Genomic DNA, 11,139 nt, shown 5'->3' with positions numbered 1-11,139 from the left:
TGGGGGTCAAGGGGTTTTTTTAGGTTTTTTTAAAATATTTGTAGGGGGTTGATTTTTAGGGGGTTTTATTATGTGTTTTTGATTCTAAGGCTAAAACCTGCCCCATCCTATTGCCAGCAAAATTGCCAACAAAGCATATTAGCTTGGAATGGCTTGACAAATGATGCGACAGAATGGGCGATTTATTTTTGATGTTTGATTTTAAAGATTTAGATTTTTTTTCGTTTTGTCATAAAGGTCGTCCAAAAGCCAGACAAGGCATAAATCACACCAATAGCAAGCACACCCACAGGAATGTCATATAAGGCAATGCCCATGATAAGCACGCCAATGATGAGCCCAACAAAGGGGATTTTTTGACGGTCAAATTCTTTAAAACTATAATATTTGACGTTGCTCACCATCAATAGACCACAAATAACCGTCCATATCGCACAGAGACCAGCAAGCATTTGAGAGGTAAAACTCATGGCGTGATCTTTGGCTACCATGACGCTTGATGTAACCAAAATCGCTGCCAAAGGACTTGCCAATCCGATGAAATATTTTTTATCTACCGTACCAATTTGCACATTGAATCTTGCCAAACGAAATGCAGCACAGACACTAAATACAAAAGCACAGGTTAGCCCAAACCGTCCAAATTCATGCAAGGCAAAATGGTACATGAGTATGGCAGGGGCAAGCCCAAAGGCGACACAATCGGCAAGGCTGTCTAACTGTTCACCAAAAGGACTTTGGGCGTTTAGCATGCGGGCAGCCCGTCCATCCATACCATCTAAAATGGCAGATAAGAAAATGGCAAGACATGCCTTATCAAACCGTCCTTCACTACTGGCAACAATAGAGAAAAATGCTGAGAGCATGGAGGCACTTGTGATAAGGTTAGGGATGGGATAGACCCCATGGCTTATCTTTTTTTGATTGCCATGCTGCTCGGTTTCAACAACTTCAAAGGTGATGCCGTCATGGTCATTTGGGTCTTTTTGGGTATGTGAGGACTGGTTTGTCATGATTTTTTGTTTTTAACATGAGTTATAATGTGGGGCAGATTATTGTTAGGATGTGAATTTATGGGGATAAATTTATCTTGGATGTTAAAATCATTCCCCAACCAACCATTTCACCACTACCGTATCATCCATACTCATGGCAGGGGCATCTGCTGGTTTTAGGATTGGAGCAAGCGTTTGCAAAATCTCTTTGGCATGTTCGTCAAATTGCCAAGGTGGATTGATGATGTGCAGTCCTGTGCCGTTCATGCCTACTGCCACGTCATTGGGATATAGGTTTAATTCACAAATAAGCTGACGATGGATTTGGGTACGTTTCATTTTTTTATAAAACAGCTCAATCGCTTCTTTATTTTTAATAGGATACCAAAGCATAAATGTCCCTGTGGCAAATTTTTTATGGCTTGCCACTAATAACTCTACCAAACGGCTAAAATCCTTATGTTCCTGCTCAAAAGGTGGGTCAAGCAGGATGATACCACGTTTTTCTTTTGGGGGCAAAACAGCAGGCACACCCTCAAAGGCGTTGCGATGATGAATGCCAATGGGGAGCTGATAAAGCTGATAATTTAGAGCATCATACTCGTCTGCCACCGCTTCAAAGGCTTCGGCACGCAAGGGAGCGTTGTCCGAATGGTTTTGGGCGTGGTTGGCAATCCACCAAGGTGAGCCTGGGTAGACGTGTTTATCATAGGTTTTTCGGGCGGTGTCAAGGTCTAATAGATACTGAATAATGGCCTTTGGTGGTGTGCTAAGTGTGGCATTTTCTAAGGCACGAATGCCTTTATCCGCCTCGCCTGTCTTAACCGCCTCGGTACTCTCCAAAGAATATAAACCACGCCCACCATAAGCATCAAGCACATAAAAGGGTTTGGCTTTGGCACTAAATTGGGCGAGCAGTTGAAGTAACAAAATATGCTTGGCAACATCTGCAAAGTTGCCTGCGTGGTAGGCGTGCTTATAATTCATGATATAAAATGATTTGGCTATAAATGACTTATGGTAGCATAACTCATGATATTTGGCTATTTTTTATTTTCACTCTCACCATCATCGCTTCTGTTGGGGGAATGATTTAGAAAATCTAAAAATTTCTTTAAATTCACCCGAAACAAAAATGGCATACCAAACCATGCAACCATCGCCAAAAACAGGCTCATATAAAATGCCACTGCCTGCCCCTTAATCATCATGGCAAAAGCAAATGCGAGCAGCCCCACCCCCATCATTAAAATTATCTTTAAAATACTCTTTTGGATAATACGATATCGTCCCAAAATAAACAGATGGTACAAACTTATTGGCATGGACACACCAATTAGCACATAGGGCAGATAATGAAACGCCCAATATACCGCACCACTATTTTTAAACACCGCCATGCTCGCCAACGTACCAAATACACAAAAGCACACAATCGCTGCATAACCCAGATATACGCTGATATTGGCAAGTACTATCGCTTGTGTGATGAGTTGGATGATTTGTTGATGTTTGGTTTGAGAATTAATTTGAGTTGGGGCTGATTTGGGGTCGTGATTATCCATGCGTGTCCTTTTTTGTGCAGTTTTTTGAGTGTTTTGTCAAGCTGTATGACCACTTTACAATCACGACGAATTCAATGATAAGACTGACCCTTACATTTGACATTTACCCTGCCATCAAAGCTTTGTGTAACCCTTTGTAATGACAAATATCGGTATTTGATAAAGTTTTGATAAGATAACAAGATGATAAAATGATAAGCTCTAATCTTTGCCCTTATGTTCATTATCATAATAACTACCAACATAGCGAACAAGTTCTGGCGAGTTAAAGTAACCATCAATTAACAAGCATGCTGAGACATCATCAATCGGCTCTCGCTCGTGTTTTATCCAGCCACGCTCCCATGCCATGGCACGAGCTTCATATGAGGACAGGCGTTCGTCATACATGTACACCTGCACAGGCAAATGATTCTCTGCTAGGCGGTGTGCTAGGCGGCGGGAGAATTTAGAGGCTCGTTTTGAGAGCATTGAATCTGTACCATCCATATTCAGAGGCAAACCAACCACCACCACATCAATCTGCCACTGCTTGATAATACCCAACAGATTATCCCAATCAGGCTGACCGTTATTCATCGCCAAAATATCAAAAGGGCGTGCGTCTGCACTTAGGCTGTTACCCAGTGCCATGCCCATTTTTTTGACACCAAAATCTAGGGCTAAAATTAAAGTCGGTGTTGTCATAAAATTTCCATTGTTTTTGGTAAATTAAACAATTTTTGGCAAATATCAAATAAAATACCATGAACGTCAAGCACACCCTAAGCAAATCCTGTTGTTAGCGTAAACTTATCAGGGTTAATGCCCAGTTTGTCATAAGCCAACGCCAACCTATCTTCAAACTTCACCCGAAATAATATCTCTAAATTGGCAGGACAGACGAGCCAATCTTGTTCGTCTATCTCTTGTTCTAACTGACCTGCACTCCAATGACAAAATCCCATACAAAGCAAAAAATGAGGCAAGCTGTCGCCAGATATCAGATTTAACGCATCTTTGCTGACCGTGATACAAACATTCTCACTTACTGCAAATGATGAAGCAAACTCAGGCAGTCCTGTATGCAATACAAAACCTGCCTCAGGACGGATAAAACCGCCGTGCATGGCAGGGGTGTTCATCGCCTCTTGACTGGCGGGCAAATCAAGTTCATGCAATAAACCACCCACCGAAACACTCAGGGGTTTATTAACCACAAATCCCCACGCCCCATCGGCGCTGTGGCGACAGACATAAATTAGTGCATCAACAAAGCGTTCATCAGGCATGGACGGACTGGGCAATAAAAAATAATGCGTTAAATTGGAAACTTTTTTCAAATCAGATCGCCTAGGGATATCGTTGTCATTAGGGTCAATATGGGGCAAAATCCCCATTTTACAATGCTTATAGGACAAGGCTACAAATTGGTTTTGTTAATATCATCAAGCAAACCCTTAACATGAGCTCGGGTCGCTTCGGTAATGTTAACCCCACCTGACATGCGTGCCAACTCATCAATTTGTTCATCGCCTGTGATGATGGATAAATGACTCATCGTCTGTTTATTATGTTCTTTATGCACCAAAATATGACGATGTGCCGCTGCGGCCACTTGTGCTTGATGCGTGATGGCAAATAACTGCTGATGCTCACCCAAGCTTCTTAGTAACTCGCCCACCACCTGAGCTGTGCCACCACTGACACCCACATCCACCTCATCAAATACCAAAGTCGGACGTATCTGCTCATTCACATCAGCACTCATCACCTGCATGATAAGAGCCATGCGAGACAGTTCACCCCCTGATGCCACTTTGTGTAAGGGCTGCATGGGCATGCCAACATTGGCACTAAACATCAGTGTCATCTCAGACAGTCCGTTGGCACTGTAATGATGTGTCTGTTTGGGGCTAAACTCAAACTGACAACTGGCATTTGGCAGGGCAAGTGCTAACAAACGATGGGTTAACTCATGAGCGATTTGTGGGGCGACTTGTGTGCGTTGTTTGTGTAATTTCTCCGCCATATCCACATATCTCTGCCACGCACTTGCCACTTGCTCATCCATGGCCTCATTATCAGGCAGGCTCTCTAACTTATCCAGTTCCGCCTGCCACTGCCCTGCCTGTACGGTTAGTTCATCTGTGGTTGTGTGGTATCTTTTGGCAAGCCGATGAGCCAGTCCCATCAGATGATTGAGTTCATCTAGTCGCTCTTGGTCAGGTAGCGACTGCTCAGCATAGTCAACAAGCCGTGCTATCGCATCATCTATCTGATCAGATGCTTGGGTGAGTAACTCGCTACACTCGGCAAATACTCGGCTTTTGTCAGATAAATTATCACAAATTTTTAGACTGCGTGCCAGCAGTGATGACACACTCATCTCATCATTATCCAAGTGTGTTACCGCTTGTACTGCTGATTGCATGAGATTTTCAAGGTTGGACAATTCATCATATTCTTGTTCTATTTGGTTGACATTGACCGTCATGAGTGGTTCTATATCTGCCAAACGTGATGATAAAAGTGCCATGCGGTCAGCTCGCTGAATGGACATAACACGGGTGTCTTCGGCTTGTTTTTTTAGGAACTGATATGCTCCAAAGGCGTCTTTGGTTGCTGATTTTAGCTCATGTAACCCTCCCACATCATCCAACCAATCAATGATAAACTGTGGTTTTAAAAGTTCAAGTCCTGCATGTTGTGAATGGATATTAACCAAAATATTACCCAATGATTTTAACTCACTTAGACTGGCAGGAGAACCATTTATCCATGATTTTGAGCGTCCGTTGGCACTGATTTTACGGCGAATGAGTACCGTATTTTCATCCAAAACTCGTTCATGTTCAGCAAACCACTGACTTACTTTGTCATTATTGGTAATATCAAACTCACCAAATACCGATGCTTCATGCTCCCCAAAACGTATCATACCAGTATCAGCTCGCCCACCTACACACAGTGATAAAGCATCTAATATCAAAGACTTACCTGCACCTGTTTCGCCTGTGATGACATTAAAACGTTCATCAAAGCCAATCTCATGATGCTTAATCAAAGCCAAATTATCTAAGGTTAGAGATACTAGCATGAATGTTCCATTATAAGTATGAGTATGAATCGTTACAATATTTTAGCACAATCAGGACTTATTTGGATGATTTGGTCAAGCAAAAACTTATCAATCCACACCATCAATGTTACAGGCATCATGACACATGAAAAAACAGACATTCTTTGATGTTTATCCAAAAATATTTCATCCATTCTCTTGCATCTTGGCAATTATCATTTATAATATCATCTTATGCGTTTATTAAGGTTGATGATAATGAGTACCACCTTACGCCAGCTAAAAGCTTTTGTGCTTGTTGCTGAGCAAAACAGTTTTACCAAAGCCGCTGAAATACTGTGTCTGACTCAGTCCGCCCTAAGTGGTCTGATTAAAGAACTGGAACAAAACCTTGATGTCAAACTCTTTGACCGCACCACTCGCAAACTACACTTGTCAGATGCAGGTTCTAGGTTATTACCACAGGCTCGGCGAGTACTCAATGAAATGTCAGTACTCAATGAAAAAGTGGATAATCTAAAATCCCTACATCAAGGACATGTCCGCCTTGCTGTCTCTCAGCAATTATCTGCGTCCACCATGCCAAAATTTATCGCCAAATTCTGTGAACTGCACCCCAACATTCAAGTAACACTCACCGACTGCTCAGTTGATAATGTGGTTGAACATATTGAAAATTTGGAAGCGGATTTGGGGGTCGCCCCTGAACGTTCTTATTCTGATGATTTGAATGTGGATGTGCTGTTTAGCTCCCCTTTTTATTTGGTGTTACCGCCAAATCACCCTTTTGTCCAAAAAGATGAAATCACGTGGGCGGACTTGCTGGATGAAAAACTCATCACCTTAAATGGCCCTTTTATCAAAAGCCTACAAAATGAGTTGCCCAATAACATTTCAAGTCGTATCTTTCACCCTGATTTTGAGATTAATTTTCTCTCAACCGCTCTTGGCATGACCAGAATGGGACTTGGGATAACTTTATGTCTGCTCTACGCTGCCGAATGGGTTGAGTTGTATGGTCTTGTCATGCGACCCATCAATGAACCTGTGGTAGAACGCAAATTTTTACTCTATACCCATAAAAACCGTTCGCTATCGCCTGCCGCCCTTGCTTTTAAGGAATTTTTAATTAATAATGCTGGGGATTTTTTGGTCAGCAAGCCCAAAACGGCATATATAGATTAAAAAACATGCCCTAATGTGCTGACTAAGGTGGCAAAACAGGCGATAAACGCTTTTATTAACATCCGATGCGGTCAGGGGTGTATTTAAGTATATTTATGACAAAAAAGATGGTGATAAAAACCATCAAAATCATTCTCTAAAAATCACAAAATTTCCCCACAATCGCCCAATTTTGCGTTATACTGACATGGCTTGATTGAATTTTTATCCACAACAACAAAGGTATTTGTTATGTTTGAACACGTTACCCCTTATGCTGGCGACCCAATTTTAGGTCTCATGGACAAGTTTGCCAACGATTCACGCACCGACATCAAGGTAAACCTTGGTGTGGGCGTATACTACACCGAAGATGGTAAATTACCTGTCCTAGAATGCGTCAAAACCGCCGAAGAACGCATAGTAAATCCATCTCGCCCTCGTGGTTATCTGCCCATGGACGGTTTGGCAGGCTACAAAAAGGCATGTCAAGCATTGTTGTTTGGCAAAGACAGCAAGGTCATCAAAGACGGACGAGTTGCTACCATCGCAACCTTAGGAGGCAGTGGTGCATTAAAAGTTGGAGCGGACTTTATCCATGAGTGGTTTCCAACCGCCAAATGCTATGTGTCTGACCCAACATGGGGCAATCATATCAGTATTTTTGAGGGGTCAGGATTAGAAGTTGGCAAATACCCCTACTATGATGAGGAGACCATCGGCGTCAAATTTGATGACATGTGTGCCTTTTTAAAGACCCTAAACGAAAATGACGTGGTGCTACTACACCCCTGTTGCCACAACCCCACAGGTGTGGACTTATCACATGAGCAATGGCATACTGTGCTTGACATCATCAAAGATAAAAAACTCATCCCATTTATGGACATCGCCTATCAAGGTTTTGGCGATGATATGGACGGCGATGCTTTTGCCATTCGTTTGGCGGTTGAAAAAGACTTGACCTTATTTGTGTCAAATTCTTTCTCCAAAAACCTATCACTCTATGGCGAGCGTGTTGGTGGTCTGTCAGTTGTCGCCCCTACCAAAGATGAAGCGGATACCGTACTGGGTCAATTAAAATTCACCGTTCGCCGTATTTATTCAAGCCCACCATCTCACGGCAATACAATTGTGGACACCGTGATGAATGATGATGAACTGTTTGACCAATGGGTCGGTGAAGTCTATGAGATGAGAGACCGCATCCGTCAAATGCGTCAAAAACTCCAAGATACATTGACCGAAAAATTGCCCAAGCGTGATTTTAGCTACTTTACCAAACAGCAAGGCATGTTTAGCTTTACAGGGCTTACCAAACCACAGGTTATCCGTCTGCGTGATGAATTTGCCATTTATATGGTAGAAAATGGACGTATGTGTATTGCAGGGCTAAACAACGCCAATGTAGACTATGTCGCAAGCAGTATGGCAGAGGTACTAAAATAATTCACTTGCCATAAAAACCGCTCCGTGATTTCGGGGCGGTTTTAGTTTATCCCATTTAACCCTTAGTTACGCAAATAATTAGTCACGCAAATAATGCTCAAACACCACCCCAAAGTCATACTGGCGAATGGCATTTAGGCGTTCGTTATAGCCTGCCTCCACTTTTTGCACGGTTTGATTGATGACGGTAGGCAAGCTCATAATCACCGCTTCTGGCACGTCTTTTAAATTAAACATGCCTGTTACCGTCTCAAAGGTCTTCTCTAACACCATCTCATCATGACAGATTGCCTGACAACGCTCGGCAATGGCAGTCAATGCCTTATAAATGTCTCGCACGCCTTCTATTTGGCTTTTGTCAATGTCAATGCTAAATGCCAAACCGCCCAAATGAAACTTTAATTCCACGTCCAAATCCATCGTCCCTGCTGTCTCAATAAAGACTTGACTTGGGGCAAAATAACGATAAGGATAGCGTTTTAGCATACGTTTTTTGCTCGTGGCGGACTGCCCGTCTAAATGGATAAAGGCGGTGTTGGTAAAGCAGTATTCGTCCATCTTTTATTTGATGACAAAATAAATCCGTTCATTATCTTCATGAAAAATACAGTCATCAATGTCCGTTTGGTTAAATTGGCTGGGCGGTATGATTTTGCCAATGTCGGACAAGCCAAGAGCGTCTGAGGCGAAGTTTTTAAACATGAGTTTTTCCTTTTTAGATGGATTTAAAACAAGCTCATTTATTGTAGCGCAAGCATTTTTTATTTTAAAAGACAATCGTGTTAAAAGATGTGAGTTGGGTTTTTATTGACTTATGGTGCTATCGTATTTGTAATCACCCCCAAAAACGATTAAAATAGCCCCTTTTGCCACATTTGGCAGATTATCAAGGATTATTTATGTCAAAATCCCCTTCAATCTTTGGTGGGGCGATGATTATCGCAGGCACCGCCATTGGGGCGGGTATGCTCGCCAACCCCACTGCCACGGCAGGTGTATGGTTTTCATGGTCGCTGTTGCTGTTCGCCTACACTTGGCTTTGCATGTACGCATCGGGTCTTATGATATTAGAAGCCAGCACCACATTCTCTTCAAATGCCAACCTCTCAACCATCGTTAAATCCTTGCTCGGCAATGGCTGGAATACCATCAATAGCCTATCACTCGTCTTTGTGCTATATGTCCTGCTCTACGCCTATATCACAAGCGGTGGGGGTTTGACTGCCAGTCATTTATCCGCCTTAACAGGCACAGAAATTACCCCACGCCTAGGTTCTCTTGCCATTAGTGTACTATTTGCAGTCTTTGTATGGCTGTCCACTCAGGTGGTGGACAGGGTAGCAAGCATACTGATGATTGGCATGATGGTCAGTTTTTTCATCTCTGTCTTTGGTATGATGCCATCGGTCAGTCCAGACATACTCTTTGACACCCATGCCCCAACTGGCACAGCTTACACGCCCTACATTTGGGTGGCACTGTCTACGATACTTGTGTCTTTTGGCTATCACATCGGTGTGCCAAGCATGGTCAAATATTTTGCAGGCGACACCGCCAAAGTTGCCAAATCGGTTTTGATAGGCTCGCTCATGGCACTCACATTTTACCTGCTATGGCAAGTGGTCGTCCAAGGCAACTTACCACGTACTGATTTTGCTCCTGTTATCGCCAAAGATGGCGATGTAGCAACGCTGCTAGGAGCGATTGGTAAATCAGGCTTTATTGGCACGATGTTGAGTGCGTTCGCTTACATGGCTTTGGTCAGTTCATTTTTGGGTGTGGCATTGGGTCTGTTTGATTTTTTAAGTGATGTTTTTGGCTTTGGTGATGACAAAAAAGGGCGAGCCTATGCGGTGGCGTTGGTATTTTTACCGCCACTCGTGCTAAGTCTGATTGCTCCGTTTGGCTTTACAACCGCCATCGGTTTTGCAGGGCTTGCTTTGACCGTGTGGGGTGTCATCGTCCCTGCCCTACTTGCCAAAGCTCACCGCCAAAAGTATCCTAATGGTACTTACCGAGTATTTGGCGGTCAGTTTATGATTTATTTTGTCATCATCTTTGGTGTGATAAATATCGTCGCCCAAATTGGGGGTTATTTGGGTATGGTGCCAAGTTTTGGTGGGTAGAGCTTTTGGATAAATGTCATCAGCACTAGGCACGCCCTGATGTCTTAGGCATTTTTTAATCTATTTAGCTGATTGATCATACGCTCAGCACATTTTTGTTCAGCGATACGTCTGCTCTCGCCTGTCTCGGTGATGGGCGTACAGCCTGTCATGGCAACGCTACATTTTACAATAAAGGTTTGATTGGGGGCATTGCCAATGGTATCCATGAGTGTATAAGTGGGCAGGGACAATTTATTGCCTTGTAGCCATTCTTGTAAGCGAGACTTGGCATCTTTTAGCACCTTTTCTTCACCCACTTCGGCAATCAAGGTCTTATACCAGCATTTGACTAAGCCCTTAACTCGTTCAATATCGCCACTGTCCAAATACACCGCTGCCAAAATCGCCTCTACCGCATCCGCCAAAATACTGGCACGATGTCGCCCGCCCCCCTTACGTTCACCCACACCCAATATCAGATGTGATGACAGTTCTAACTTTTGGGCAATCTGCACAAGGGTCTCTTGGCGTACCAAAGTTGCACGCATGCGTGTCAATTTGCCCTCATCATGGCGAGGGAAACGATCAAACAATGCCTCAGCGATCACCGCTCCAAGCAAAGCATCTCCCAAAAATTCCAAACGCTCATAGCTCATCTTAGGGTCATATGAGCGGTGTGTTAGGGCACGCTTTAATAGATTGGTGTCATTAAAGGTATAGTCAAGTTTTAAGCACAGAGCAGGATAGCCTTGCTCAAAGGTGGCAAAATGCGTTGGCAGTGTGGTATATTTAGGCAT

At 43.2% G+C, this 11,139-nt stretch carries 13 protein-coding genes; 4 read left to right on the top strand and 9 right to left on the bottom strand.

Going from position 1 to position 11,139, the window contains the following annotated elements; all coding sequences use genetic code 11:
- Positions 1–209: 209 nt before the first annotated feature.
- From pssA to recN, 6 genes are all read right to left on the bottom strand, one after another.
- Entirely contained in the window at positions 210–1,013 is an 804-nt protein-coding gene (gene pssA, locus A7456_RS06940) for a CDP-diacylglycerol--serine O-phosphatidyltransferase (protein ID WP_067008998.1), read from the bottom strand.
- Positions 1,014–1,103: 90 nt separating this feature from the next.
- Positions 1,104–1,982: a 23S rRNA (adenine(2030)-N(6))-methyltransferase RlmJ gene (locus A7456_RS06935; protein ID WP_067008995.1), complete on the bottom strand. Its 879-nt coding sequence runs from the start codon at positions 1,980–1,982 to the stop codon at positions 1,104–1,106.
- A gap of 56 nt (positions 1,983–2,038) precedes the next feature.
- A complete protein-coding gene (locus A7456_RS06930) occupies positions 2,039–2,560 on the bottom strand; it encodes a hypothetical protein (protein WP_227713272.1) in 522 nt (173 codons plus the stop codon).
- Positions 2,561–2,761: 201 nt separating this feature from the next.
- Positions 2,762–3,247, bottom strand: coding sequence for a Holliday junction resolvase RuvX (ruvX, locus tag A7456_RS06925; protein ID WP_066893157.1), 486 nt, complete (start codon positions 3,245–3,247; stop codon positions 2,762–2,764).
- A gap of 77 nt (positions 3,248–3,324) precedes the next feature.
- The gene (locus A7456_RS06920) at positions 3,325–3,831 is read right to left on the bottom strand and encodes a YqgE/AlgH family protein (protein WP_067009027.1); all 507 of its coding nucleotides are present in this window, start codon (positions 3,829–3,831) and stop codon (positions 3,325–3,327) included.
- Between the two features lie 131 nt (positions 3,832–3,962).
- A complete protein-coding gene (gene recN, locus A7456_RS06915; protein WP_067008992.1) occupies positions 3,963–5,639 on the bottom strand; it encodes a DNA repair protein RecN in 1,677 nt (558 codons plus the stop codon).
- Between the two features lie 24 nt (positions 5,640–5,663).
- On the opposite strand from recN, the gene A7456_RS11920 reads away from it, so the two are divergent.
- The 3 genes from A7456_RS11920 to A7456_RS06905 all read left to right on the top strand — a co-directional run bounded on the left by A7456_RS11920 (position 5,664) and on the right by A7456_RS06905 (position 8,234).
- Positions 5,664–5,789: a hypothetical protein gene (locus A7456_RS11920; protein WP_265091083.1), complete on the top strand. Its 126-nt coding sequence runs from the start codon at positions 5,664–5,666 to the stop codon at positions 5,787–5,789.
- Positions 5,790–5,879: 90 nt separating this feature from the next.
- On the top strand, positions 5,880–6,806 hold the full coding sequence (locus A7456_RS06910) for a LysR family transcriptional regulator (RefSeq protein WP_066887103.1): 927 nt from the start codon (positions 5,880–5,882) through the stop codon (positions 6,804–6,806).
- Between the two features lie 231 nt (positions 6,807–7,037).
- Positions 7,038–8,234: an amino acid aminotransferase gene (locus A7456_RS06905; protein WP_067008989.1), complete on the top strand. Its 1,197-nt coding sequence runs from the start codon at positions 7,038–7,040 to the stop codon at positions 8,232–8,234.
- Between the two features lie 78 nt (positions 8,235–8,312).
- Here A7456_RS06905 and A7456_RS06900 read toward each other — a convergent pair whose 3' ends face one another.
- Both A7456_RS06900 and A7456_RS12045 read right to left on the bottom strand, forming a co-directional pair.
- Entirely contained in the window at positions 8,313–8,792 is a 480-nt protein-coding gene (locus A7456_RS06900; protein ID WP_228141030.1) for a PH domain-containing protein, read from the bottom strand.
- A 3-nt stretch (positions 8,793–8,795) separates the two neighbouring features.
- Positions 8,796–8,936, bottom strand: coding sequence for a PH domain-containing protein (locus A7456_RS12045; protein WP_228141029.1), 141 nt, complete (start codon positions 8,934–8,936; stop codon positions 8,796–8,798).
- A gap of 197 nt (positions 8,937–9,133) precedes the next feature.
- On the opposite strand from A7456_RS12045, the gene A7456_RS06895 reads away from it, so the two are divergent.
- Positions 9,134–10,360, top strand: coding sequence for an aromatic amino acid transport family protein (locus tag A7456_RS06895; protein WP_067008986.1), 1,227 nt, complete (start codon positions 9,134–9,136; stop codon positions 10,358–10,360).
- 44 nt (positions 10,361–10,404) lie between these two features.
- Here the strand turns inward: A7456_RS06895 and rnc are convergent, their stop codons facing one another.
- Positions 10,405–11,139 (bottom strand): ribonuclease III, encoded by a 735-nt coding sequence (gene rnc, locus A7456_RS06890; protein ID WP_066887094.1) that lies wholly within the window; start codon positions 11,137–11,139, stop codon positions 10,405–10,407.

Origin of the sequence: Moraxella nonliquefaciens (genome assembly GCF_001679005.1) — a bacterium.
Taxonomy (GTDB): domain Bacteria; phylum Pseudomonadota; class Gammaproteobacteria; order Pseudomonadales; family Moraxellaceae; genus Moraxella; species Moraxella nonliquefaciens.
This window is presented reverse-complemented; position numbering and strand designations above follow the sequence as displayed.

Excerpts from the sequence above, each read along its gene's own strand:
- rnc (WP_066887094.1), bottom strand. The coding sequence starts at position 11,139 with ATGCCTAAATATACCACACTGCCAACGCATTTTGCCACCTTTGAGCAA.
- A7456_RS11920 (WP_265091083.1), top strand. The coding sequence starts at position 5,664 with ATGAATCGTTACAATATTTTAGCACAATCAGGACTTATTTGGATGATT.
- A7456_RS06920 (WP_067009027.1), bottom strand. The coding sequence starts at position 3,831 with ATGCCTGATGAACGCTTTGTTGATGCACTAATTTATGTCTGTCGCCAC.
- A7456_RS12045 (WP_228141029.1), bottom strand. The coding sequence starts at position 8,936 with ATGTTTAAAAACTTCGCCTCAGACGCTCTTGGCTTGTCCGACATTGGC.
- recN (WP_067008992.1), bottom strand. The coding sequence starts at position 5,639 with ATGCTAGTATCTCTAACCTTAGATAATTTGGCTTTGATTAAGCATCAT.
- A7456_RS06895 (WP_067008986.1), top strand. The coding sequence starts at position 9,134 with ATGTCAAAATCCCCTTCAATCTTTGGTGGGGCGATGATTATCGCAGGC.
- A7456_RS06900 (WP_228141030.1), bottom strand. The coding sequence starts at position 8,792 with ATGGACGAATACTGCTTTACCAACACCGCCTTTATCCATTTAGACGGG.
- A7456_RS06935 (WP_067008995.1), bottom strand. The coding sequence starts at position 1,982 with ATGAATTATAAGCACGCCTACCACGCAGGCAACTTTGCAGATGTTGCC.
- A7456_RS06905 (WP_067008989.1), top strand. The coding sequence starts at position 7,038 with ATGTTTGAACACGTTACCCCTTATGCTGGCGACCCAATTTTAGGTCTC.
- ruvX (WP_066893157.1), bottom strand. The coding sequence starts at position 3,247 with ATGACAACACCGACTTTAATTTTAGCCCTAGATTTTGGTGTCAAAAAA.
- pssA (WP_067008998.1), bottom strand. The coding sequence starts at position 1,013 with ATGACAAACCAGTCCTCACATACCCAAAAAGACCCAAATGACCATGAC.
- A7456_RS06910 (WP_066887103.1), top strand. The coding sequence starts at position 5,880 with ATGAGTACCACCTTACGCCAGCTAAAAGCTTTTGTGCTTGTTGCTGAG.
- A7456_RS06930 (WP_227713272.1), bottom strand. The coding sequence starts at position 2,560 with ATGGATAATCACGACCCCAAATCAGCCCCAACTCAAATTAATTCTCAA.